Consider the following 26,319-nt stretch of genomic DNA (forward strand, 5'->3'; position numbering starts at 1 on the left):
ATTACTAATGACTATCTTAGTGAAACCAACAAGTTTTGATTGATTGTCATTTGTAAATCGGTATTTGGGTCAATGGCAATTAAGTCAACACTCTTCTTACCGAAGAACAGACCAATCAATGCACCGATACCAGCGCCACCCAAGACTTCTTCTGTGGCAATGGCGCGATCGCCTGTGACAGCAGATACTGCTGCGGCTGCACCTGCACCCAATACAGTATTTCTGATAATTGCACCAGTACTAGTACCCTTGTTGACGGTTTCAGTTTTGGTAATTACGTCAGAACTAGCGTTAAGCTGATACTCTTGACCATTGGTCAAAACCAGCTTCTCAGCAACAAATTGAGAACCGCCTGTAGCAGGTTTGAGTTGGCCAATAACTTGACTACCAGCAGGAATCACTACAGATCCGTCTTGCGTAACCACGTTTTGGGATACTGTCAATGTCAAAGGTGATGTTTCATCTTTGGTAACTAGAATTTTTTCTGCCTTCTCATACTTCACAGGAATAGCAGTCCCTTGGGGAATTGTGACTGAAACAGGTGTTAGGGTAGTAGACCCGACAGCCACAACATAAGGCGAGTTAATTGCTGAAGCTTGATTAGAACTAACCAATGCTTGATAGATAAAAGCTGCTACCTGGGCGCGAGTGGCAGTTGCAGTTGGATTCAGGAACTTCACGTTTGGATAGTTCACTACAATTTGCTTTTCGGTTGCTGCTGCGATCGGGCTACGGGCATAGCTAGCGATGCTAGAGGCATCGTTGAAATATTGCAGAGTGCTTTCGGTATTACCACTGGGGCTATATTGCAGACCGTTAGCGAGGGAAACTAAAACCTGTTGGCGGGGAATAGCTTGGTTAGGCTCAAAGCGATTACCAGGATATCCTGATAAGAAACCAATAGTATAAGCTTGCCCAATAGCACTGGATGCCCAATAGTTGCTAGGCACATCAGCAAAATTGATTGGCTGCCGTTGCTGTGCTTTTTGGAAAGCTTTATTGACCATCGCGGCAAATTGAGCGCGTGTCACCGGTTCTTCTGGGCGGAAGCTACCATCAGGAAATCCGGCAATAACACCTCGCTGTGACAATTGTTGAATAAATTGTGTCGCCCAGTAGTTAGATGAAACATCAGAAAAAGTAGTTTGAGCTAAAGATGGCGAAGCTGTCATGAAAGGCGCTACAGTTCCGACTGTGACGCTCAAAGCCATAAGTGCAGCTGTTCTAGATTGCCAACGATTTAAGTTAAACATTATTTTTTTACTCCAGTTCAATTATTTTTTTTACTTTTAATTAATTAGACATGTACTAAAGTATTAGGTTCCATTCTTTTGTGCTTTTTGTAAAAGCCATGACTTTAGTCATACAGTGACAATCTAAAAATATTCATCAACCGAAGTAGGTAATAGAAGTAGTATCATCACCCTATTACCTCTTTACAGAATTAAATTAGTATTGTAATAAATGTCGATACTTAGTAAAGACGATACAAGAATAGAATAGTTGCCGAAAAATTGATTTTTTTGGGTTAAAAATTTAGGCGATCGCCACTTTAAACATAGTGTGCGATCGCCTATTGAATAACTATACTAAATCAACAGATTTTAATTGTGACCGATACAGGTGTTGCGGTAGTAGACTCGATACAGTGCTTCCGGCTATTATGCAATACAGTTTTTCTCCTTGCCCTCTCCTATCAAAGCTTTCAGATTTGAGGATGTACCTCATAGCTGCCGAAAGTGCTGTACTGTATATGGTGAATTAATTGCTGAGTCTTAACACAACATAAGGCGAGTTAATTGCTGAGGCTTGATTAGAACTGACTAATGCTTGGTAGATAAAAGCTGCTACTTGGGCCCGTGTAGCATTTGCAGTTGGCTTCAGGAACTTCACATCAGGATAGTTCACCACAATTTGCTTTTCAGTAGCGGCTGCGATCGGGCTACGGGCATAGCTAGCGATGTTAGAAGCATCGTTGAAATATTGCAGAGTACTTTTGGTATTGCCGCCAGGAGTATATCCCAAACCATTAGCGAGAGAAACTAAAACCTGTTCGCGGGGAATCGCTTGGTTAGGCTCAAAGCGATTACCAGGATATCCTGATAAGAAACTAATCGCATAAGCTTCCTGAATGGCACTAGATGCCCAATAGTTGCTAGGCACATCAGTAAAATTGATTGCCTGCCGTTGCTGTGCTTTTTGGAAAGCTTTATCGATCATCGCGGCAAATTGAGCGCGTGTCACCGGTTCTTCTGGGCGGAAGGTGCCATCAGGAAATCCAGCAATTACACCTCGCTGAGATAATTGTTGAATAAATTGTGCTGCCCAATAGTCAGATGAAACATCAGAAAAAGCAGTTTGAGCTAAAGATAGCGGGGAACATCCCACTTTGGTAACTTTCTCTTGTGAAGGATAAGTCACTGGTTCACAAACAAAACTTGCCAACTTAGACTCTACATCAGTCCGTGTGGGCGGATTTTGTTTATCTAGTTGCGATTTCCAATCACCAGATATTTTTTCTATAGTGGGATGCTTACTTAAAAACTCTGAGTCTGCAACAATATCGTGAGACCCCTTAACACTGATCTTAGAACTATTTATGTAGATATTATAATCATAAACAACATTTGTATTCTTAGTGTTGTTATTAATATCCTTCCCAGGAAAAGCATAGAGAATGTTTCTGAGAATTCTGACATCCGATGATGTATGAGCAAATATTTGCCCACCTTTAATTTCTGGACTTTGATTATTTAAAACTGCTGTGTTATTTACAATATCAACATGATCGCTGAAAAAGGCATGAATACCCGACCCGCCATTATTAAATGCAAGATTGTTTTGAACTAAAGTACGTCCTTTATATGCACCCAATTTGGGGTTGCCATCATTTCTTGTACTATCAATAATAATGCCATTACCGTCTGTAATCTTTCCAACTGCAATCCAAGGGATGTACATACGATTGTTGTAAGTCTTATTGTTGGTAATAAACATCTTGTATCCCTGGTTGTTGTCAAAATTCCAATTGCTCAACATCGAAATGCCACTGCAACCATAAACGCTATACCAGGCATTATTGAACACCACGTTATTATCTACTGTCACATAGTCTGATTGAATCGCTGAAATACCTGCTCCTCCGCAGTCATGCACTTTGTTGTTGACAATACGGATGTGATGAACATGACCATTAATTCGTCCATCAAGGTTGATACAGTTTCCACTTGTCAGCGGATTTTGTTTGTTGGTTTTCTCACTCATCGCATAATCAAGGGTTATATTGGCATTGTTTCCTACTACTTCCAGCCCGTTGATCTCGATATACGAAGCTCCACTTGAAATTAGGATACCGTTCCATGTATTGTGTTGGATTTTTGGGAAATTCCCAGGATATGCTTTATACCTAATCCAGGCATTTGCAGTTCCAGAACGTTTAATATTTATTACACTCCCATCTTTGGGTGAATTTGTGTATACTCCGTTCATAATCAAAACTGTATCGCCAGGGTTGGTAAGGTCTGCTGCCTTTTGAATTGTCCTAAAGGCGGATGATGTAGAGAGTCCGCTATTTTTGTCGTTTCCACTACCACTAACATAGTATGTTTTTGGTGTTGAATTCGCGCTGATTAGCTCACGACTGGATAAGCTTATTTCCTTGTTAGTGGAAACCTGACGGACGTTTTCAGCTAAAGATACTTTTATCCTTTCTCCCGGAGCCAAAATATTTAATACTACGGGAATTGCCAGATATGCGCTTAAACCAAAACTTTGAAGTACCACAATAAAAGACTCCTTTATCGTCACTACTTAATAAAAGTACCAGGATATTTCGTAAGTTTGAATACTCTTTTGGATAGAGAATACAATAGAGTCAAATTTACTGGCTTTCCCATAGCATACTTAAATAATTATTCCAATAAATATTGATACTAATTAAGACAATATAGAGGTAAAAGAGATGCTGTTAAATATAATTTTTTCTGGTTAAAAAATGAAGGCGATCGCACACTATAGTTAAAGTAGCGATCGCATATAAGAGATGATTAAATTCACAATTTGAATGAAGTGAAATTTAGTAGCGGGATTGTGGTACTAAATTCAAGTTAGAATTTAGTGTGAGCCTTAAATCTTGTGCAGGTCTGAGGACAAAAGCATTTGCTTCTTTTTTCCGCAACAAGACACTCGCACCCGCACCCGCAGCCGCACCAAGAACAGGTTTTAAATCGTCAATTCTACGATTACCAGTAAGTAGTGAACCTAAAAGACCAGCACCCCCACCAATAGCTGCGTCAGTTAAAACCTGACTGGTGTTGGGCCCCTGTTTAACTCTTTGAGTTGTGGTGTATGTCCGAGAAGTTGCATTAATCGACTGACGCTGACCGTTAGAAAATTCTAATTCTTGAGCTACAAACCTTACGCCTTTTCCTTGATTATCATCTGTATTTCTTGTATCTCTTGAATAACTATCTAAGTCAACCGATTCTAGCCGTCCATTAACTTTAGTACCAGCAGGAATTAAGACATTTCTATTTCTGTCGATAATGTCATTGGCTATTCTCAAGGTTATAGATTTACTTTCCCCAGGGGCAATAGTAATTGTCTCTTTTTCGTAGGTGACAGGAAAAGCAACTCCAGAAGGAATGGTCACGTTTCCGTATTGCCCATTTCTGTTTTGCCCAATGTTGTATTGAGCATTAGCAGGAGCCAAGCTGAATAAGGGGCTAATGGTACTTGTAGTAACGGCCATTGCCATAAATGCAGCGGTTCCATATTTCCATTGATGTAGGCGAGTCATAAGAGCATTATCCTTTGTGTATGTGATGTATTTAATGACGAGGATTCACTGAGTTTGTTTCTGACTGTTTTTAAACCTCTCTATAGGCGTATTCTGAAGATAAAAGTACTTATGATGATGGGAAGTCTGTGCGATCGCAATCACTCTTCAGAATTTTTATCCTGCTAATGTGCGTCACTCCAAATTAGGGGCGAGACACTTATAAGCTGTTGTGATTATAGTTTGCACATTGAGGCGGCAGGGGAGTAGGGTGCAAGGGAGAGGATTTAGAGGTTTTGCCTAATCATGCTTGTGATGCAATTTGCAGACGCAACAGCCTAAAACGTAAGTGAGTATCATTTTGTTCCAAAATGCTGTTTTACTACTCATGTTTACATATCTAAGCCATTGATATAGAGGCGAATCGGCTGACTGCGAACTCTTACTTCATTTATAAGGCTAATTTACGGTCAATTTAAGGTTAGACGGCAAGCTGAGGCGGCTGTCGTGGAGGCTTTAGAGGCAGCGCAACGAGAAATCAAAAGCTTGTTGGCTTCAATTCCTACGGATGCTCATGATGGAGAGCGCAATCGTGTGTTGAGTCAATTGCAAAGTATTATTCATCAATTAGAAAAGGTACAAAATGGCACAACAACCTATTTGAAAGCTCAAGAATTACTACTATCAGCAAATAATAAATTAAGACAACTACAGATTAAATAAATGGTAGCGATCGCCTGGGTATGTTAATATCTCCGCCAAGAATATTTACAGCAGAATGAATCGACTGTAGGCCCCTACATCCATATCAGATATTTCCTGAAATGGCATAAGTCCATTTGTACTATGTGTTTTCTGTTTGATTTCTAGCCAGTTGTCGTGAAGCGGTGACGTTGGCGCTGCATCCACCTTAAGGTGGTTCGGAGAGCGTCAGCGTCAACAACTGGCCATTGGGTGGGATTTTTGAGATGGGAATTAATCCCTTGTAGAATTTTCTCAATATCCCTGTAACCCTGCTGATATATCAATTAAAACTGCAACAAAAAAATTTTGGATGCCAAATTGCCAAAAGCACTCAACATAATTACAAATTGCTAATGAGGGTTCTGGCAAATGGGGGTAATTTACGTTTTGGTCAATTTTTCCTCAATGAATGTCCTGTTTTGTCTTTTGACTAGCTGTAGATGTGATTAGAAACGCAAGGATTATTGGGGAGAATTCTTTGAGCATCGAAAACGACGGTCGCGGCAGTGGCAGGATTTATATTAGTTATAGAATAGCGTAGGCGCAGCCTAAACTAGGCATCGCTATCGCCTAGTGAAGCTCCTATATTAAGCCGGTGTTATGTTGAATGGGGCAAGAGTGATTAAGAAAGATTAATGTCTCTTACCCGCTCCCAGATATAGTTCACCCACTTTCGGGTCATTCAACAATTCTTCACCAGGGCCGGAGATCGCATCACGTCCCGACTCTAATACATATCCACGATTAGCCATCTCTAAAGCCTTACGGGCATTTTGTTCTACTAATACGATCGCAGTACCAGCCTGATTAATTTGTTTAATCTGCTCAAATACTTGTGTCACTAAAATCGGCGACAAGGCAGCAGATGGTTCATCTAAAATCAGCAAACCAGGTTCCAACATCAAAGCTTTGCCCATCGCTAACATCTGGCGTTCTCCTCCAGAGAGAGTACCAGCGCGTTGACGACGGCGATCGCTTAGTCTGGGGAACATGGTAAATATTTTATCTTTAATTGGCTTCAGGGGAACGTTAAGCACAAAAGCACCCATCTCCAAGTTCTCTTCAACACTGAGAGAGGGGAAGACATTGGCGATTTGCGGTACATAGCACATTCCTCGTTGGACAATTTGATTGGACTTTAGCCCCACGATATTTTCACCTTTGAAGGTAATTGTGCCTGTGTGGGGAATCAAAAGCCCAAAAATTGCTTTTGCTAAAGTAGATTTCCCCGCACCGTTGGGGCCAATCACTGTCACTAATTCTCCTGGTGAAACCTGAAAATTCACACCTTGCAGGATATCTACATCTTTGATGTATCCAGCGTGGACATTTTGAACATCTAATAAATAGTCATTTGTCATTGGTCATTTGTCATTGGTCATTTGTCAACAGTCAAACATAACTTATTGACTGTTGACTATGGACTATTGTGGGGTTTTTTGCAACTCTGGTCGTTCTTCTGCAAGAATCGCCCCTTCTACTGGGCAAACTTGGAGACATATACCACAGTCGATGCAAGTGGCAAAGTCAATCCAGTACCAATCAGTTCCCTTGGCGTTTTTGCCTGGGCCATCATGAATACAAGCAACTGGACAGGCATCTACGCAGTCAGCAACGCCTTCACAGACTTCTGTAACAATTGTGTGCGGCATGTTTGTTCTCGATTCCCTCTTTTCTGTATCGGCTATTTCTAGCCTAGCAGGGCAGGGGGAAGAAGCAAGGGAGCAGGGAGCAGGGCGCAAGGGAGGAGAGTTTTCCCTCTGCCCCCCGCACCCTGCCCCTCTGCCTCTTTCCCATGCCCAATCCCCCACTCACTTAACGCAATGATTCGATTTCTGGTGAGCCGTCAGCTTTGATCCAGGCAATTTGGGCTATGCTGCGATCGCCTGCATATTGGCGAATAGCATCAGCATCCCTTCCTCCTAAATCAATTTCTACCCGCACCAAATCAGTGGAATCTCTGAGTTTTTGCGCGTAGGCAAAAGCGGCCGCGTTAGCACTGGCTGTCTCTGGTGCTACTAACCAGTCACTCGCTGGAGTTACCTGTGGTAATTGCTGAGTAGATAATAAAATCTGGTATAAATCTTCGATATTCAGTCCAAAACCAATTCCGGGAATGTTTTCTCCTTGAGGATGATATAGCCCCAAAAGCTGGTCATAGCGACCACCACGCCCTAAAACTCTGGCTTGGGATTCGGTATCGTTGACAACCTCAAAGACAATACCAGTGTAGTAATCGATGGTCTGGATCAGGCTGAGATCGAGGATTAACGGCAGTTTTTTCTCGGATTCTAGTAATTCTACTAGGGATTTGAGGTTATTCACTGCCTCTCGCTGTTCTTCATCAAGATCCAAACTACTGACTTTTTGCAACACATCTGTACTTGGCCCGCGTAAATCCAGGATGATTTGGGCGCGATCGCGTAGTTTGTCACTCAGAGGTAAATTATCTATGGCAATGCGATCGAGATGAGCGATCGCACTGCGAACTTGATGTTGGAGATTGTCAGGAAAGGCACTCAGGAGCGATCGCGTAATTCCCGCCTCACCTAAAATTAAATGCCATCCCTGCAAACCCAGTGCTTCTAAACAGTCTGCTACTAACAGCAGTACTTCGGCGTTTGCTAGCAACCCACCAGCACCTAGCAACTCTACCCCAGCTTGATAAAACTCTTGTTGGCGATTGTGTCTACTTTCCCAAGTGCGGCGAAACACATTGGCATTGTAGTACAGCCGTTGTGGATAACGTAGACCTGCCATCCGAGTCACAACAGTACGAGCAATAGATGCTGTTAATTCTGGACGTAGCCCTAATTCATCATCTTCGCCATTTTGTTGTAGTTGAATCACCATCTGACGCTGAATTGCTTCCCCTGCCATTAGGGTATCCATTCGCTCTAAAGTCGAGGTGATAATCCTGTGATATCCCCAACGGTGAAACACCTGTTGTAACCGCTCTTCAATCCAGCGTTTTTTCTCTACATCCAAGGGCAATAAATCCCTGGCTCCCGCTGCTGGTTGATACACCATTATTTTTTCTTCCCACCAAACAAACCACCGAACAAACCACCACTACCAGATTTATCTGGTTGCTTATCTCCATTATTGGGGGATGAAGTCACCTTATGATCGCTAATTTGTTGTCCTAAAGCCTTATCTATTTTAGGTTTCCATTGCAGAGCCGTTTCGTCACTGGGGTCTAGTTTTAAAGTATTGTCAAAGTGGATTTTTGCCATTTTTAGCTGATTTTGCTTCAAATACACCATTGCAATTAAGCTATGGCAGCGACTATTTTTAGGTTCTAGCTTTAGGGCCTCTTGCAACTCTACTTTGGCTTGGGCAAACTGGTTTTTCTCAATCAAAGATTGAGCGCGACGAACATACTGTTCTACAACCAAGTCTTCTTTTGGTGGCGCTGGTGCTGGTGCTGGTGCTGTATTTTTTGGTCTATTTGGCTGAGGTGTACCTGATTGGGCTTTGGGTTGAGTAGGTGGCGGCGCTGCGGATGATTTGCCTGCACTCCGCATTAAATACACTAAATTCAGCTCACTAGCTTGGGCAATGACTTGCAGTGCTTGTTCTAAAGAATCATATTGAGTTTGGGCTAGTTTTGCGATCGCAGTTTTATAGAAATGATCGGTATTACCTGCTTCAACTAACTGTTTCGCCAAGTCAGTGTTGAGAGTTACCGAAGTAGACTCTTGTACTAGACGCTTGCCAATTTGCGACAAAATTAGAATATATTCAGTGCGAGTGCGATCGCCGACAAGTTTTTCGTAAGCTGGGTTAACCAGCTTTGATAACAATTCGTTACCTAGCTGTTTTTGAGCAGCCGTTTCAGTAAAACTACTGTCTGGATGCAAACGGCGGGCGACTTGGAGATAGCGTTTGCGAATCTCTTTGACATCCGCATCAACTGGAACGCACAATACTGCGTGATGATCTATGAAATCATATTTAAATAGTCCGCGGTCTATTTTAAAAGACATATAGAGGTTTTACACCAAAGGAGCAGTTGGATTCCTCTTAGTTTACCCAAAGTCGGGGGTAAAGCCCCCACCTACTACACCCAGGCTGACAGTGGTGGAACCTGTAAAAGTTCGCTACTGAGGGAGTCGTGAATATAACCATTTGTAGCCAGAATTCTACCTGACTCAATTTTTACAGGAGTACCATCGTAGGCGGTGACTTTGCCCCCACCTTCTTGTACCAAAATTATTCCGGCGGCAATATCCCAAGGGGAAAGCCCCCGTTCCCAGTAACCATCCACACGTCCACAGGCAACATACGCCAAATCTAGCGATGCCGAACCGCTACGTCTAACTCCTTGGGTAAGATGGGTGAGGTGACTAAATTCTGCGTAGTTGTTATCAGAGGTTTCACGGCGATCGTAGGCAAATCCCGTTACTAGTAGGCTTTTACCCAGTTCAGATGTTGCTGAAACCTTGATGGGCTGATGGTTACGCGTTGCTCCTAAGCCAGCAGCAGCACTGAATAGCTCATTATGAAAGGGGTCATAAATGACACCAACTTGGGGAACGCCATTAATTAACAACCCGATGGAAACAGCAAAAAATGGATATTGATGAGCGTAGTTGGTTGTGCCATCTAGAGGATCTATTGCCCAGAGGTATTCATTTTCTTGATTACCTAATTTTCCTGATTCTTCAGCGAGGATCGAGTGCTGAGGAAAGTGGCGACGCAAAATTTCTAAAATCAACTCTTCCGAGGCTTTATCAGCAGCCGTGACTAAATCACCAGGGCGTCCTTTTTCAATAATTGCGTCTTCTAACTTACCCAAGTAACCTTGTAAAATAGCACCAGCAGCTAAGGCTGCTTCTGTAGCAATATCTAGAAAAATTTGTAGATTTGTCATTTGTCATTTGTCATTGGGCATTGATTCATCTCTCCTAGTCCCCAGTCCCCAGCCCCCACTCCTCAAAGATTTTGGCGGCGGAACTCGGCGGGAGTGAGGCGCATGGGTTTTTCTGAGTTCCAGATTCCTTGGCTCATGAGTCTAGCCCATTGTTGGGCACGTTCTAAACGCTGGTCATATTTGTGGTTGGGCGATCGCCCCACAAACATTGCATTCCCTTGTTTGACTAGTTCTTCATTCAACAACACCTTATTTTTCCACACATAAGCTAGAGTTCGCCCGATTTTGTCTTTTGCTTCTAAATCAAACTCCAGCGTTACCGATTGTTCTACACCACCAATTAGATTCTCTAACTGTTCTTTTGCTGCTTCCCCCCAAGGACGCTGTCGCAAATCTGGTGCATCAACACCCACTAACCGCACTTGGGAAATCAAATTTGGTTGTTCAGCCATGCCTAAAACTTCCAAACTTTGCCCACTAACTACCCGTGCTACTTTCACCTGGGCTTCATTGTTTGGCAGCTGGTTTTTGGCTTGGCAACTCACCAAGAGCAATAAACAAGCCAAAATAGCTATTTTTCGCATCCAGTCACCAAAATGTAAAGGCATCAGAAATTCGGTGATTTTGAATTGTTTATCGAGACAGAATTCTGAATTCTGACTCCTGTTAGCGGTAGCGGGGCGTTTAGCCCATTCTGAATTCTTCTTCATTCCTCATCTAAGGGTAAACCCGCTTTAATTTTCCCCCTAGCAAAATAGCGTCCAAACTGGAGTTCGTAGACTTCATCTTCGTCTTGTGTCTCCACTTCCAAGTCAGAACGGGGATAACTCACACACAACAAGGCATAACCTTGGCGACGTAAATCTGGCGACAAGCCGATCGCCTCTGGTTGATAAATTTCTCCTGACAACACTCTCACAGCACAAGCGGTGCAAGCCCCGTTGCGACAGGAAAACGGTAGTTCTACCCCTTGTTTTTCGCCAGTGTGCAGGATGTAGCGGTCTTCTGGCACTTCTAGGGTGTATGTTTTGTCAGTGGCGCGATCGCGAACTTTAATTGTGTATGTACGGGACATCTGGATTTGCGTTTTGGGATTAGGACTATCAGATTCAATTTAGAATATCTTTCTTTATCTTTGCATTTTCTAGGATTCTATAGTATGATCGTAACTTGTGGCACCTGGAGAGGTGGCCGAGTGGTTTAAGGCGCAGACCTGGAAAGTCTGTGAAGCGGAAACGTTTCCGAGAGTTCGAATCTCTCCCTCTCCGTTTTCAGACCTAATTCTAAATATATAGTTTGAACCATAGTTCTACAAATAGTCAGGTTTAGTAAAAAGCATATCTGAAACTTAGACTAAACATTGCCTAAATTGAATCTTTTTAGGCGATATTAAATTGCTTTGTAACGGAATAATCAGGGTTGTGGCTTATCCACAAAATACTGCTTAATTTCTCTTTTAAGCAGTATTTTGTCAAGTGCGTAACTTTCTTCGTGAATGCTACTAAAAGCTCGACTAAGACTGTGGAACCCACACAGAAACAGAACCAGCATCGCATCGAAAATCAGCCCAGCCCTCATCATTGGTTGTGACAGGTTCGCTGATATGTTCAGTAATGTCAATGTAAGTGCTGTTGGGTTGCCCAACTTCCATCCACTTAGTCCCTTCTCCTCCATTACTCAGAACAACCGCGATACCGCCAGGGTGTTCTTCATCTCCTAAGCGTGTCCAGGCGATTGTATTGGCGTGATCGAAGTAATCGTATTGGTCGCCATAGGCATAGGTTTGACGAACGTGCAAAAATTTATCAATTATCCATTTATGACTATCTAGCCAAATTTCATACTCATTGCCATCTGGGGCTTTATCCTTGTAATTAGCACCATAGTAATCTGCATAAAAGATACAGGGATAACCATCACTTCGCAGTAGAATCAACGCATAAGCCAACGGTTTAAACCAGCTTTCTACTACAGACTCCAACGACTGCAAGGGTTGAGAATCATGATTCTCTACTAAGGTGACGGCTAAAGCAGGTTGCTGTTGCACCAAGGTGTTATCAAATATCTGCCGCATGTCGTACTCATTGCCTTGTTTGCTGGCAGCGCTAAAGTTATAATGCAATGGCGCATCAAACAGCAACACATCGCCACCAGTGACGTCAATGAAATGGTGCAGCGCTTCAACTTCATAAGACCAATACTCACCGACGGCAAAAAGATCGCGACCTGCTTTTTGGCGACAGTGTTGCAGCCATTCTGGGAAAAAGCCGGCTCTGACGTGTTTAACGGCATCAAAACGAAAGCCATCTATATCAGTGGTTTCTACAAACCACTCACCCCAGCGATTCAACTCGTCGCGAACTTCTGAACTTTCCATATCCAGATCGCATCCCATGAGATAGTCAAAAGCGCCTTTTTCTAGGTCAACCTGTTCGTCAAATTGTTTATCTTTAAACAGGTAAACTGCATTCTCTCCTTCGTTGTAAACATTGTAATCAACCGCATCGAAGTGCCACCAGTGCCATTCCATATCGGAGTATTTGCCCTTCCGACCTGGGAAGGTAAAGTGAGTCCACACTTTTATTGTTTGCATCTCACCGATTGGCTCGTGCCGATTGTCTGGATTGTAAGGAGTTGCTTCTACCTCTTCTTCTAAGTCTGCACCTAACTTGTGGTTGAGGACAACATCAGCATAGACTCGAATGCCAGCAGCTTTTGCCGCTTTGATAGCAGCGATATACTCGTCTTTTGTGCCGTACTTTGTCCGAACCGAGTCTTTCTGGTCAAACTCACCTAGATCGTACATATCATAGACTCCGTAGCCGACATCGTAGCCACCCCCTGTTCCTTTGTAAGCTGGGGGTAACCAAACAGATGTAACACCTGCATCAGCTAACTCTTTGACTTTATCTTTAAACTCATTCCAAAGATTGCCATCTGGAGGGATATACCAATGGAAGTACTGCATCATTACACCATTCAGCTGAGCCATATCTATCCCTCTGGTTAAATATACGATAAATTGTGATTTCCGACACAAAGACTGTACATTAAGTTTTATTTTTTGTCTTTCAATAGAAACAAAAATCTACTAAAAAACTGCGCTCAACTCATATTGTTTTCTTCTGTGGGTGACAGTTCTTCAGCCAGGTTTTTCTGGAGTGCTTCCAATACTGCGATCGGGTCAGCCGGTTCCTGCATCGATTTCGCTTCCGAATCATGCCGATTTATTACATCAGGCAAATCGGTACGGAGTTCTTCTAATAGAGCAATAATCTTGGCAATTTTTTGCTCGGACAACAGGTTAAGCTGTAGCGTCAATTGCGCCCGTTGTTCGGCAAAGTTTTCTTGGCGAGTTTGTCGTACCAGTACTCCGGTTGAAATCACCAATGACGCTGCGTCTAAGCCTTGACCTGACCAGCTAAACGAGGGGAGATTGAATGGCAAAAAGCGATCGAAAAAACTGCTAAAAATCCAGATAGCCAGTATGACTAGCAAACTATACATAAATATCGATCGCCCAAAGAATGTAGCGATCGCTTCTAGTATCCGCTGGTGGACGGGAATATCTCGAACTTCCTGGGTATGAAGTGAAATAATCGCTTCAATATTTTTTGCAATCGGGTCTGGTAATGGAGCCGTGATCACTTGATTTCGAGAAGCTTTCTCTTTGATTTTTTTAGTACCTGAACTGAAGTGTCTGTTCGCTGTACTATCTGCGTTATCGGTCATGCACCAACTCCTGAATCTGGATGTTATCGATTATTGCTTATCTTCCACCAACGATCACGTTTTACCCCACCGTAGGCAATCGCATCCCAATACTGCTCGATTATTTAGATTTAGAACTAGAAAAATTAAATATGATTTCCAAATAAATCGATTTTAGGGGCATACAGATGTATGCCCCTAATAGGTATTTCGTAAAACCAACAGTATTGAGTTCTAAGGCACCTCAATGTGAATCAAAGCATTTTCTGGCAAGTAGTTGGAAAAACGCCCTTCATCAGCAAGTACCAAAATCAGGCGCAGAGGATAATCTGGCGGCACTTGCAAATCTGCCCACGGCACCGCCAACTCTAAACAATTATTTAAAGCTACTTGAGCGCGACTGAAACGGGGATGCCATTGATAATTGTCTCCAGCTTCCCGAAACTGAATCGATTGCGTCAGCAAGTTAACTTCTAAAAGATGGTGGAAAAGGTAATTTAGTGGGGCTGCATCTGGTAAATCTGCCAAGGGGACTGGGCTATTGACCATTGCTTTTTCTGGATAGAACCACAGTAAATTCAACTCTGCTGGCAAATCTTGTCCTGGTGCAGCGCCACTTTTAAAGTCCAGTCGCAAATAGAAATTTAAGTGATCGACTCCATACCAAAGTCGCTGGATGACGCTGCTATTGTGCATTGTCCCCCGCGCGCCGCCGATTTCTATACGCCCAGCTTTATCCCAATCTTGCTCATCACCCTTACCATCAATGACGGGATGAATAAATCCTTGTGGGATCTGGCTTCCCTGTGCTTCGTGGTTTTCCACTGGTTGCTTGAGATAGGGCGGTACAGCTTCATTTAATGCCTTGTAAATGCCAAACAGATGTTCTCGAAACAACTGGTCAAAGATGGCATCTTGATTTGAGGAGTGTCCTGCACCAAACCACCAAAACCAGTCTGAACCCTCGGCGGCATACAAAGCCTCCCATGCTTCGGGGTTGTTTTCTTCTGTCGCTTCGGGATGACTTGCAAGCATTTTTCTTGCTTCTGTCAAATAATCCCAAGCACGATTTTTGGCAGGATCGCCGATCCAAGTGGTGAAGCTGCCATCTACCCAAGAACCACTATGTAGCTGTCCTCCGGGGATAGTGGCTGTGGCTGGAAATTCTTCCAGAAATTCGGAGACAGTGACGAGTTTGAGGCGGGGTTCATCGCTCAAACTTTGATACAAAGCTTCTAGGAAGGGTTTGCCATCTTGGGGATAAAATTCCCAGCAATTCTCCCCATCTAAGGCGATGGTAACTAGCCAAGGTTGTTCACTTTGACTATCTCTTTGCATTTTAGCGATCGCTTGCAAATGTCCTACTAAATCCGCTGCTGCCTGTTTTGCTGGCATTGCACTATAAGTAAAGCCAATCAAGTCTGATAATCTGTGGTCACGAAACACAATTGACAAGTCACCCTCGGCGGTTTGTAGGCGATAGGGTCGGTACAATAGTTCAGGTTGCTCCACATTCCCCGCCCCATCCCGACGAAAAAAGTGTTTCAGCGTCCACCCTAAGACGGCTTCATCTGAGCATATCCACTTAAAGCCTTGGTTAATAATATGTGGAAGTACCGCCGGACTTACTGATTGTTCCGAAGGCCACAAACCACGAGGTATCTGTCCAAAGCGGTCTTGATAAAAGTCCCAAGCTTTCCGCAAGTGGCGGGGAATATCTTCTGCCCACTCAAAGCGTTGCTTAGGTAGCGTCATATTGGGCACGGCTACTCGCCCAGAGTTAGTATCAGCTAGTAAGGGTAAAATCGGATGGGTGTAAGGCGTGGTGGTGACTTCTAGCTGCCCCGCCTCCTGCATTTTCCGATGTTGGGGGATAATCCGGCTGAGAATTTCTCGTTGTTTGGAATAAATGCGCTGGCGATCGCTTAAAGTAAAATTCCGACCCTGTTTTAACCAAGCAGCAATTTCCGGGTCATCCCAAAACAACGGATCGATCCAAGCCAAATTGTGCCAAGCTAGCAAATCACCATAATCTGGCAATTCCCAATTTGCTAAACACCAAGCTTGCCCTTTTTCCTGCCTTTGCTGGTACAACTCGGCATAGCGGGCATGAGGGTCAATCAGGGTATGGTGATTGGCATCAAAAAAGTGTTGGATGATGAATTCCCTCTGTTGCTGGGTGAGTTGTTCATCTGGTGTCAAACTGGCTGTCAGGTAAGGGTCAAAAGCAGTGCCAGCAATATAATCTTCTAGTTGCAATATCAGCGATGGAACTAAATTCACCGTTTGGTGTAACTTAGGATACCGCTCTAAAAGCAATACCAAATCTAAATAATCTTTAGTTCCATGTAAACGTACCCAAGGTAGACGGTAGTGCTGACTTGGAGATAGCGAAACGCCGCTGCCAGGGGATTTGTACAGCGGCTGATGTTGATGCCAGATAAAAGCAATGTAGAGAGGATGGGACATAGCAAGTAATTAGGAGTTAGGGATTGGGGATTACAAATTAGGGATTAGGTATTAATGATAAATTATGAATGAAAAAATCCATTCTTCCCCAGTCCCCAATCCCCATTACCCCTTATCCCCAGAGGGGGCCCCACCTTCCCCAATCCCTAGACTACTTGCTCAATTTCTGCAATTTCGGGAATCATTTCCTTAAGACGGCGTTCAATACCCATTCTTAGGGTCATTGCAGAACTGGGACAAGAACCACAAGCACCTTGCAGCCGCAGTTTTACAACAGGCCCATCAAGTTCTACGAGTTCCACATTGCCGCCATCAGACATAAGATAAGGGCGCATTTCATCTAAAACTGTTTCAACGTTGTCAATTGTGAGTTCCATAGTTTAGACCTGCTAAGTTAGGGATGGGCATTGGGGAGGCAGTGCGGTCTTCTCCCAAGGGGAGACGCCAAGGGCGATGGGGTCTCCCCAAGTGGAGCAACTGCCGTCATGGAGCATTGGGCATTGGGCATTGAATAATCATGATCCCTTGACCAGATGCGCCGTTACTCATTTACCATTATCCAAAATTTTATTTTTCAGCTTTGTTAAATCGATCCTAAATCTAATTGCCGCTAGATTGTCAGGTGTCAGTTTTTAATGACTTTTGACTAAACCACTGCTGATTTTAGCAACTTGATAGTTAGATTAGCTGAACAATTTTTAGTGCAAGCCCTCCTACTCTACTTTAGCCTTTAAAGTACTGAAGAGAACGTAAGGAGGTGAGGATAAGGAAGGTTTTTTCCCAATACCCCTCAAGAGTACTGAGTAATGAGTAATGAGTAATGAGTTTGGATACTTGGTAATACTGGGTTTTGAGTTTTAAACTTTAAAGTTTTTTAGTAATTATTATTTAATAACCATATTAGGCATGGGGCAAAACAGTTCCGAGTTGTGAGTAAGGAATCCTACTCATTAGTCATTACTCAGCACTCATTACTCATTACTCAACATTCAGCACTGTTTGTTAAGTCGCTATCATTAGACGAAACCATGACTGGTTGTTGATATAGTGGCACTGTGAATGTGACTGTTGAGCCAAGACCTTCGCCCAAACTATAAAAATGTACCTCGCCACCCATTGCCTCTACTAGCTTCTGGGATATTGCCAGTCCTAAACCTGTGCCGCCGTACTGGCGAGTGCGGGAGCCATCCACCTGAGAGAATAATTGAAATAGTTTATCTTGTTTATCTAAAGAAACACCGATACCGGTGTCTGCCACGCGTACTCTCACCATGCCAGGAAATTGCTGATCTTGAAAGTTCGCCTTTTTGAGTACTAAATCAGCGCTAACGGTGACACCACCCTCATGTGTAAATTTGATCGCATTACCTACCAAATTGAGCATCACTTGTAGTAACCGTTGGTAGTTGCTTTGGACAATGATTTCATCGGAGATAGCAGGCATTTGCATCCGAAAGCTGAGGTTTCTCACTTCTGCTTGGGGACGCATGAAACTTTCGACAGCACTGAATAATTCATCTAGTTTGACTGGAGCGTAAGCTAGCTCCATTTTGCCGGCTTCGATTTTGGCAATGTCCAAAATGTCGTTGATGATATTTAGCAGATGTATCGATAAGTGGTGAGCTTCTGCTAAAAACTGGTTTTGTTCTTCTGGATCATCTGCCATACCTTCTAAAATAAGCTTCAAAAAGCCAATCATCCCGTTAAGGGGGGTACGAATTTCATGGGATACATTGGCCAGAAACTCACTTTTGAGGCGGGAAGCTTCTTCGGCTTTTTGACGCGCTATTTCTAATTCTTCATATAAAGTAGCATGTGCGATCGCAGTTCCCAATTGATCTGCTGCTTCTTTCGCTAGTTCTAATTCCGATTCTGTTAATGTGTAGCATTCATCTTGCCAATTCAAGGCAATCAATCCATTAGCTTGGTCTTGATAGCAAGTAGCAACCACCAAAGTTTTTTGCCGCCCAGAAGATCCCATATATCCAGACACTTCCATCACAACTGGTTCTAGAGTTGCCAAGGCTTGAGCAAAGGCAGCCTCAGAAGCTATATCTATGTCTGAGCCAAGCATTGATTTGAGGTCTGGCTGGCGATACTCAGCTTTCACTTGCACTTTTGAGCTTGAGGGCTGATAAGGACAAATAATGCAGCGTTCTAGTCGCAGTGCTTTTCCCAAACTGTCAACTGTTTGCTGCCAAATAATATTTAAATCTAATGTCCGGCGAATATTTCTGGTAATGCGATTTACCAGTTTTTGGTGTTGCTGTGAACGTAGAGCCAACTCTATTTGCGTGGGTGTTTTTGATGCCACACGCGCTTGTTTTTTATTGAGTGTCGCTTGCATTAAGCGTCCCATCACTAAAACTGTAGTGGCAGTGGTTCCCAAACTCGGCATAATTGGACTAATCACTAAGTCCAACTCAAATAATTCCTGGTGGTAGCTAAACCAGCACTGAAACCTTTCTGGCACTAAATTTGTCAAAATTCGGTGCAATCGTTCCAAATAACTAACCTTATCCACTGGGGCAAAGGTTTGAGTCTGGTTCAGATCGTCAACTATTTTTTCAGTATTTAACCCCAGAAGTTCGCTGTACTGCCAACAAAAGGTCAGATAGCGCCCTGCCCCATCTTGCGTATAAATCAACTCGGCTCCTAGAGTTGGTAATAAGCCGTCAGTCTTACTGGTAATAGATTCCAGATTTTGGGAAAATACATTCGGCAATTGGGAATTGGCAGTAATAGTCATTAATTGAGTTGGATAGACAAAGGGTGTCCGACCGTAATTTTACTAAAGCCGCTCAAATTTATATATAAATTTTTACAGCTTTTTTGTGTTTGATTGGGTATTTTTTGGCGTTCTGGAAACCAGATTGGCAAACTTTACTTTTTTGACTTGCATTGACAGTTGACTAATGGCGTCAATCGTTCCATTCACCGCGAGGAGGAACAGGAGTACGCACAGGTGTGCGCGTTAGTTCATCATCTCTGAGGATTTCACCCCGCAACCACTGGCGAATCGCCACTTCAATCACCTTACTTGGATCATTCGTAAGATGCTGAATTTGCTCTAGTAACTCTGAGTCCAAGCGGACAGCAATTTCTACCTTATCGGTTTGTGTGTTTCCCGCTTTGGTAGTTTTTTCTTGCATATTCATAGGTTTATATACTCTGAATTCTCTGAATTGGTTTTGTCTAAAGTTTTGTAAAGTAGTTATATTCATCATTTGGGCTAATTTACGCGAGAAATCTTTAAGGGCACAGTTAAATAGTTCCCTGAAATAGCACCAAAGTAACAGCTTAAAGTTTCAAATCGCATTTTTCATATAACTGACTAGACAATGACTTTAGATGTTTGGCCGATCAATCAGTGATTCTGAGCAATTACAGGTTGCAATTGCTCGCGATCGCTACACGATCCCTACATGTACTTATTTACATTTATTGTACGCTCCCAGCTGTTGAATACTAGCAACGACAAATAGACTTTCATAATATTCTTAAAAGTCCACCTATTGAGATCGAAAGTTAAAGATGGCGTGAAGGGAGTGCTGAGTTAGGAGTGCTGAGTAATGAGTAATGAGTTAAGGGTTATTTCCCCTCTGCCCCACTCAGCACGGGCTAAACCTTAGCTATCCGCTAACGGAACTCAGAACTCAGCACTAAAACCGGAGCGTCTTGGCTAAGAAAGCATTAAAATACATTAAGTAAATTGCCCTTTTAACTTTGGTTGCTGCTAAGGCAAAGATAGTATATGACTGACGTTCCCGCAGTTCGCATTCGCAATTTTTGTATTATTGCTCACATCGACCACGGGAAATCAACCCTCGCCGATCGCTTGCTACAAGCTACTGGCACTGTTGAAGACCGACAGATGAAGGAACAGTTTCTCGATAACATGGATCTGGAACGGGAGCGCGGCATTACGATTAAGCTGCAAGCTGCCCGGATGAACTACACAGCCAAAGATGGTCAGCAGTATGTGCTGAACTTGATTGACACTCCGGGACACGTGGATTTCTCTTATGAAGTCTCCCGCTCTCTTGTTGCTTGTGAAGGAGCGCTATTGGTAGTAGATGCGTCCCAAGGTGTGGAAGCACAAACTTTGGCGAATGTATATTTAGCGTTAGAGAGTACCCTGGAAATTATTCCGGTTTTGAATAAAATCGATTTGCCGGGGGCTGAACCAGAACGGGTAATTGGCGAAATTGAAGAAATTATTGGTCTAGATTGTAGTGGGGCAATTCTGGCTTCTGCTAAAGAAGGAATTGGGATTGATGAGATTTTAGAAGCAGTTGTGGAACGGATACCGCCACCGCCCAATACCATAAATGAACGCTTACGAGCGTTAATTTTTGATAGCTATTACGACAGTTATCGGGGAGTAATTGTCTATTTCCGGGTGATGGATGGCACAGTGAAAAAAGGCGATCGCATCCATTTAATGGCATCCGGTAAAGAATTTGAAATTGATGAGTTGGGTGTCCTTTCTCCGACTCAAAAGCAAGTTGATGAACTGCACGCCGGGGAAGTAGGCTATTTGGGAGCAGCAATAAAAGCTGTCGCTGATGCACGGGTAGGAGACACAATTACCCTCAGTAAGGCGAAAGCAGAGTCACCCTTACCAGGTTACGCAGAAGCGAACCCGATGGTTTTTTGCGGGATGTTCCCTATTGATGCCGATCAATTTGAAGATTTGCGGGAAGCCTTGGAAAAGCTAGAACTCAATGATGCAGCGCTACATTACGAACCGGAAACTTCCAGCGCGATGGGGTTTGGCTTCCGTTGTGGGTTCTTGGGTTTGCTGCACATGGAAATTGTTCAGGAACGCTTAGAGCGAGAGTATAACCTAGATTTAATCATTACAGCTCCATCGGTGGTTTATAAGGTCATTACCTTAAAAGGTGAGGAACTGTACATCGATAATCCTAGCCGCTTACCTTCTCCCAACGATCGCGAAAGAATTGAAGAACCCTACGTCCAAGTAGAGATGATTACGCCGGAAACTTATGTTGGCAGCTTGATGGAGTTGTCACAAAATCGCCGGGGCATCTTCAAAGATATGAAATATCTCACCCAAGGACGAACCACACTTACTTATGAACTACCTTTGGCGGAAGTTGTAACTGACTTTTTCGACCAGATGAAATCGCGATCGCGCGGTTATGCCAGTATGGAATATCACATCATCGGCTACCGTGAAAATCCTTTGGTAAAGCTGGATATCATGATTAACGGCGATCCTGTAGATTCTTTGGCGATGATTGTGCATCGAGATAAAGCTTACAACGTCGGGCGGGCAATGGCAGAAAAACTTAAGGAACTAATTCCCCGTCATCAATTCAAAGTGCCAATTCAAGCATCTATTGGTAGTAAAGTTATTGCCAGCGAACATATCCCGGCTTTGCGGAAAGATGTACTAGCAAAATGCTACGGTGGTGACATCAGTCGGAAGAAGAAACTTTTACAGAAGCAAGCAAAAGGTAAAAAACGGATGAAATCTGTGGGGACTGTAGATGTACCCCAGGAAGCCTTTATGGCAGTACTTCGGTTAGATCAAAACTAATAGGAGTCAGGAGTCAGGAGTCAGAATTCAGAATGAATTTGATTCCGAGGGGCGGATATCGCTACGCAAAGCGAGTCCGCGTACTCCTGCAAAGAAGCAAGCTAGTACCGCAAGGCGGAAGTCAAAAGTCAAAAGAATTGTATTCCAAGCTCTTACACTATTTGAAATGGTCTGTTTATTTACGCCGTGCTGTACTAGCAAGAGCATCTAAATCTACTATTTTCAGTCCCACACCAAATTTTGTTATTCTGTATTCTTCTTCAACATTCATTAATTTTCATTACAAAAGCCTCAAATGAGTTCCAGCCTGCTGTTGGTAGGTTTAACCATTCTTAAGTGTGTCTCTCGTGCAGGATTTCTAACAGAAAAAATGATAATTTATTTTAGAAATTCAAAACATCATGAGTCGCAAGCAGGCCCAAGAACAACTCTCTGAGGCAGAACAAAAGTATCGCACTCTGGTAGAACAAATTCCCGGTGTTGTTTATGTCTCACCCATTAATGACACAACTAAAGAAGCTTATATTAGTCCACAACTGCAACAATTATTAGGCATTGCCCCCGAAGGGTGGAATTCTGGTTTCTTCAAAAGTTGGTTAGATTTCACTCATCCAGACGATCGCGATCGCGTTACCGTTACTCTAGGCGTTGTCAGCATTGTACCAAATTCCGAAATTTCGCCGACTTGATTAATGCAGCAGATAAAGCACTTTATATCGCTAAACAGCAAGGGCGCGATGATTTCATGCTGTTTCCGTCGTTACTCCTTCTTAAAGCCTGAGTTGCAAAACGGGCAATAGTCCTAAATTACGAATTACGAATTACGAATTAGTATCATATTGCTTCCTATCCTTAGCCTACAGTTGACAACCTTTAATGAAATCACTGTTAAAAAATCTAAAAATTTTAGTAAAAGTACTCACTGCATTCGCTAGACCTGTATTTTTAGGTAAATGTGGTTGTTTAGATATTAGATATTTGTAATACGTCGGGGAGTCTAGTAGATGAAGATACTGGTATTGAGTTGGGAGTTTCCACCAAGGATTATTGGGGGAATTGCGCGGCATGTAGCGGAATTGTACCCGGAGTTGGTAAAGCTAGGACATGAAATCCATCTGATTACAGCGGAGTTTGGTCAAGCGTCGATGTATGAGGTAGTTGAGGGAGTAAAAGTACATCGAGTACCAGTAGCACATAGTAACGACTTTTTCCACTGGGTAGTCAATCTCAACCTGAGTATGGGAGATCATGGTGGTAAGTTAATTTTGGAGGAAGGGCCCTTTGACTTAATTCATGCCCATGATTGGTTAGTTGGAGATGTTGCGATCGCTCTGAAGCATAATTTTAAAATACCACTAATCGCCACAATTCACGCTACAGAATTCGGACGCTACAACGGTATTAACACAGACATTCAAGGTTATATAAATGGCAAAGAAACCTTGCTGGCTTACAATGCTTGGCGAATTATTGTTTGTAGCGATTATATGCGCCAAGAAGTAGAACGAGCGCTACACAGTCCTTGGGACAAAATCGATGTCATTTATAACGGTATCCGAGCCGAAAAGAAACAGCATAACGTAGATTTTCATGCTCTGAATTTTCGCCGCCAATTCGCCACAGACCATGAGCAAATCGTTTATTATCTTGGTCGCATGACCTACGAAAAGGGTGTACCTATATTGCTCAATGCTGCACCTAAGATCCTTTCCCAAATGGGAGGTAACGTTAAATTTGTCATCGTTGGTGGTGGCAATACTGACCATCTCAAGCGCCAAGCCTGGGATTTGGGAATTTGGCATCATTGCTATTTTACAGGTTTTCTCTCCGATCAATACTTAGATAGATTCCAAACTGTCGCTGACTGCGCGGTTTTTCCAAGTCTTTACGAACCCTTTGGAATTGTGGCTTTAGAAAGCTTTGCTTCTCGTGTTCCTGTCGTAGTTTCTGATACTGGTGGTTTTCCTGAAGTGGTGCAACATACCAAAACAGGTATTGTAACTTGGGTGAACAATCCTGATTCTTTAGCTTGGGGAATTTTGGAAGTGTTGAAAAATCCAGGTTATCGCCAATGGCTGGTAGATAACGCCTATAAAGATTTAGAACGGCGCTTTAGCTGGCCAAAGTTAGCCAAGCAAACCGATCGAGTTTATCAGCAAGTGGTGCAAGAGCGATCGCAAATTGTGTGGTAATCAATCAAGTACAGCAGTTTTCTTTTGCATGAAGTACAAAAGCTACTGGTTTTGAGTCAGGAGACAGGAGATAGAAACTGTTTATATCTGAATCTGGAGCCCAGCATTTTGTACCTCATTGACTTGCAAACTGCTGTAAGTGAATAAATGTAAACTTTGTTAAAGCCTGCATAAATTCCTAGTCATCTTTTGATAATTCCACAAGAGGCACTGCTGTAATTTCTTCAGCAGTACAAATTTCACTTGGTTTTGACGTTGCTCAATTGCAGTATGAATCTATATATAGAAATGTGATATGGGACTCCTATTTGATTTTTGAACAAGACTCACTATTCGTAATATTTACGGCAAGAACAACGAGCCTGAAAATTATATTCCTAAAGGCTGGAGTTTGATGCAATCGATCAATCTGGTTATGATATCTTTGCAGATCGCAGCAATCCCAATCATTCCAATGGTATGCCCTTCCGTGCCAATGTTGGGATTGGGGCTTATGGCGTCTTGATTTTCTCTCAATCATCGGACTGACGCAAAATTATGAAAAACGTAGATGCGTTAGCGTTGGCGTTGGCGTAGATATCCGAAAGAGAAAGCTACCGCAAAAGGCGCATATATAGACGTAAGGTACATCCGTAGGGGCAATACCCTGCGGAGCGTCTCCGCAGGGTATTGCCCGCAGGGGTACGCATCTACATAAGTTGCCCCTACACCTTGCGATATAATTTTGTACTGCATTTGAGTGGGAGCCGTTATATACAAAAAAATCAGAGTTTCAGAGAGTTCTTGTGTAAGTGAGTAGTACACTCATAAAAGCGATCGCCATAGATGAAAGAAGGAGTGTAAAAGTACTGCACTCCAAAGCTTTTCTGACGCCAAAACCCATTAATAAATATCTACCACGAAAAAATAATGGCTATTGAAATTCTGCAAACAGACGACCAATACGTACTTAACCACTGCACTAAATTTATCGCCAGAGATAATAAAGATCCCCGTCATAACTTTGGACAATTGACTGACGATGATCCTCGTTCTCGCATTGCGGAATCTTGGCGATTTCCGATTATCGATAGTTACAGCGATGGCAAAGATTTTGTTAAAAGTTATTCTTCCAACGTAGTAACTTTCGTATATCAACAACCAGGAGCAACACCGCCAAAAAATGTTGCTGTGATTGGGACTTTTGCCAACCTTTATGAGCCAATTCCACTTAAGCCTGTTAACTTTGTTGGGGAACCCACAGGATATTATGCTTTATCGATTGTGGTACCGAAAGCACAATTTCATACCTATAAATTTATCGTTGATGGGCAGGCGATTATAGACCCAATCAATCCCCAACGCGCCCAGCTTGATAACGGTCAATTATGGTCACGGTTTTTTACCCAATTATGCACTGAACCATTAAACTTTGAAGATTGGGAATTTGACATTGTAACTCGGTTAGTAGATCATATTTTGCCTTTCCGAACCAAGGAAGGGGAAAACTTTTTGAACCGTTATTACAATATTTTGGGTAAACAAGATAAACAAGTGCAATATGCCTATGCTTATCGTCTAGATGAATCTGTAGGAGCAGCAAACTTTATTGACAACATTTTAGCTAGAGAAGAAAATCATCATTTAATTGATTACAAAATTTGCTTAGGTCAAATTAACCAAATATTGAGACAGCGCAATCCCTACGTTGAACCAAAAAATGTCTCTAAAGAGTTGTACATCGACCTGTATAACGAAATGGCTACTAACCAAGTCAATGGTTGGAATTATCAGCAATATCAAGAACCTCGTTTCTTCCTCCAATTACTGCGCCGTCACACATTTTCAGGTGCATTTTCTCATCCGAAATATGGCGGAAATGTGGGAGGAACAGGTTGGGCTTATCTCTCAGAAAGGTATAGAGATCAGAACGGCAAAACCTTATTTGATTGGCGCAGGGCGATAGAAGCACCCCTTGGGCTTAACAGCGATTATCGGGGCTAAT

General features: G+C 42.8%; 20 protein-coding genes, 1 tRNA gene and 1 pseudogene. 6 read left to right on the top strand and 16 right to left on the bottom strand.

Going from position 1 to position 26,319, the window contains the following annotated elements; all coding sequences use genetic code 11:
- Positions 1–11 precede the first annotated feature (11 nt).
- The 3 genes and pseudogenes from HWQ39_RS27695 to HWQ39_RS27705 form a co-directional block, all read right to left on the bottom strand.
- On the bottom strand, positions 12–1,253 hold the full coding sequence (locus HWQ39_RS27695; protein ID WP_292852493.1) for an S-layer homology domain-containing protein: 1,242 nt from the start codon (positions 1,251–1,253) through the stop codon (positions 12–14).
- Between the two features lie 526 nt (positions 1,254–1,779).
- A pseudogene (locus HWQ39_RS27700) lies at positions 1,780–2,421 on the bottom strand (S-layer homology domain-containing protein); the annotation flags it as partial.
- A gap of 1,654 nt (positions 2,422–4,075) precedes the next feature.
- Positions 4,076–4,798: a conjugal transfer protein TrbI gene (locus tag HWQ39_RS27705; protein ID WP_292852496.1), complete on the bottom strand. Its 723-nt coding sequence runs from the start codon at positions 4,796–4,798 to the stop codon at positions 4,076–4,078.
- Between the two features lie 486 nt (positions 4,799–5,284).
- On the opposite strand from HWQ39_RS27705, the gene HWQ39_RS27710 reads away from it, so the two are divergent.
- Positions 5,285–5,500, top strand: a complete 216-nt coding sequence (locus tag HWQ39_RS27710; protein ID WP_292852498.1) for a hypothetical protein — start codon at positions 5,285–5,287, stop codon at positions 5,498–5,500.
- 653 nt (positions 5,501–6,153) lie between these two features.
- Here the strand turns inward: HWQ39_RS27710 and HWQ39_RS27715 are convergent.
- From HWQ39_RS27715 to HWQ39_RS27745, 7 genes are all read right to left on the bottom strand, one after another.
- Positions 6,154–6,882: an ABC transporter ATP-binding protein gene (locus tag HWQ39_RS27715; RefSeq protein WP_179063897.1), complete on the bottom strand. Its 729-nt coding sequence runs from the start codon at positions 6,880–6,882 to the stop codon at positions 6,154–6,156.
- A gap of 63 nt (positions 6,883–6,945) precedes the next feature.
- Positions 6,946–7,173 (bottom strand): ferredoxin family protein, encoded by a 228-nt coding sequence (locus tag HWQ39_RS27720; RefSeq protein ID WP_292717925.1) that lies wholly within the window; start codon positions 7,171–7,173, stop codon positions 6,946–6,948.
- Positions 7,174–7,336: 163 nt separating this feature from the next.
- Complete coding sequence (locus tag HWQ39_RS27725) at positions 7,337–8,551, bottom strand: ATP phosphoribosyltransferase regulatory subunit (protein ID WP_292852502.1); 1,215 nt, start codon at positions 8,549–8,551, stop codon at positions 7,337–7,339.
- Positions 8,551–9,510 (bottom strand): J domain-containing protein, encoded by a 960-nt coding sequence (locus HWQ39_RS27730; RefSeq protein WP_292852505.1) that lies wholly within the window; start codon positions 9,508–9,510, stop codon positions 8,551–8,553. Before HWQ39_RS27730 ends, HWQ39_RS27725 begins: the two co-directional genes overlap by 1 nt.
- Before the next feature lie 74 nt (positions 9,511–9,584).
- Complete coding sequence (locus tag HWQ39_RS27735; RefSeq protein WP_292852507.1) at positions 9,585–10,397, bottom strand: inositol monophosphatase family protein; 813 nt, start codon at positions 10,395–10,397, stop codon at positions 9,585–9,587.
- A 62-nt stretch (positions 10,398–10,459) separates the two neighbouring features.
- Positions 10,460–11,005: a thermonuclease family protein gene (locus tag HWQ39_RS27740; RefSeq protein WP_292852643.1), complete on the bottom strand. Its 546-nt coding sequence runs from the start codon at positions 11,003–11,005 to the stop codon at positions 10,460–10,462.
- 98 nt (positions 11,006–11,103) lie between these two features.
- Complete coding sequence (locus tag HWQ39_RS27745) at positions 11,104–11,472, bottom strand: 2Fe-2S iron-sulfur cluster-binding protein (protein ID WP_292852510.1); 369 nt, start codon at positions 11,470–11,472, stop codon at positions 11,104–11,106.
- A gap of 106 nt (positions 11,473–11,578) precedes the next feature.
- Between HWQ39_RS27745 and HWQ39_RS27750 the strand changes: the two genes are divergently transcribed.
- Positions 11,579–11,665: transfer RNA gene (locus tag HWQ39_RS27750), tRNA-Ser, on the top strand.
- A gap of 245 nt (positions 11,666–11,910) precedes the next feature.
- On the opposite strand, the gene HWQ39_RS27755 is transcribed toward HWQ39_RS27750, so the two are convergent.
- The 6 genes from HWQ39_RS27755 to HWQ39_RS27780 form a co-directional block, all read right to left on the bottom strand.
- Positions 11,911–13,389, bottom strand: coding sequence for an alpha-amylase (locus HWQ39_RS27755; RefSeq protein WP_292852513.1), 1,479 nt, complete (start codon positions 13,387–13,389; stop codon positions 11,911–11,913).
- 113 nt (positions 13,390–13,502) lie between these two features.
- Complete coding sequence (locus tag HWQ39_RS27760) at positions 13,503–14,129, bottom strand: DUF1003 domain-containing protein (RefSeq protein WP_292852516.1); 627 nt, start codon at positions 14,127–14,129, stop codon at positions 13,503–13,505.
- Between the two features lie 213 nt (positions 14,130–14,342).
- Entirely contained in the window at positions 14,343–16,577 is a 2,235-nt protein-coding gene (locus tag HWQ39_RS27765; protein WP_292852520.1) for a glycoside hydrolase, read from the bottom strand.
- Between the two features lie 146 nt (positions 16,578–16,723).
- Positions 16,724–16,954: a NifU family protein gene (locus HWQ39_RS27770; RefSeq protein WP_012408256.1), complete on the bottom strand. Its 231-nt coding sequence runs from the start codon at positions 16,952–16,954 to the stop codon at positions 16,724–16,726.
- 605 nt (positions 16,955–17,559) lie between these two features.
- Positions 17,560–19,326, bottom strand: coding sequence for an ATP-binding protein (locus HWQ39_RS27775; RefSeq protein ID WP_292852523.1), 1,767 nt, complete (start codon positions 19,324–19,326; stop codon positions 17,560–17,562).
- Between the two features lie 172 nt (positions 19,327–19,498).
- Positions 19,499–19,735 carry a hypothetical protein gene (locus HWQ39_RS27780; protein ID WP_292852526.1) on the bottom strand — a complete coding sequence of 79 codons (237 nt, stop codon included), beginning with the start codon at positions 19,733–19,735 and terminating at the stop codon, positions 19,499–19,501.
- 596 nt (positions 19,736–20,331) lie between these two features.
- Here HWQ39_RS27780 and lepA point away from each other — a divergent pair.
- The 4 genes from lepA to HWQ39_RS27800 all read left to right on the top strand — a co-directional run bounded on the left by lepA (position 20,332) and on the right by HWQ39_RS27800 (position 26,318).
- Positions 20,332–22,143, top strand: a complete 1,812-nt coding sequence (gene lepA / locus HWQ39_RS27785; protein WP_292852528.1) for a translation elongation factor 4 — start codon at positions 20,332–20,334, stop codon at positions 22,141–22,143.
- A gap of 401 nt (positions 22,144–22,544) precedes the next feature.
- Complete coding sequence (locus tag HWQ39_RS27790; protein ID WP_292852531.1) at positions 22,545–22,832, top strand: PAS domain-containing protein; 288 nt, start codon at positions 22,545–22,547, stop codon at positions 22,830–22,832.
- Positions 22,833–23,147: 315 nt separating this feature from the next.
- Positions 23,148–24,335, top strand: a complete 1,188-nt coding sequence (locus tag HWQ39_RS27795) for a glycosyltransferase family 4 protein (RefSeq protein ID WP_292852534.1) — start codon at positions 23,148–23,150, stop codon at positions 24,333–24,335.
- Positions 24,336–25,244: 909 nt separating this feature from the next.
- Positions 25,245–26,318 (top strand): gluconate 2-dehydrogenase subunit 3 family protein, encoded by a 1,074-nt coding sequence (locus HWQ39_RS27800; RefSeq protein WP_292852537.1) that lies wholly within the window; start codon positions 25,245–25,247, stop codon positions 26,316–26,318.
- The last annotated feature ends 1 nt before the right edge of the window (position 26,319 follow it).

It is taken from the genome of Nostoc sp. NMS8 (assembly GCF_017115045.1).
Taxonomy (GTDB): domain Bacteria; phylum Cyanobacteriota; class Cyanobacteriia; order Cyanobacteriales; family Nostocaceae; genus Nostoc.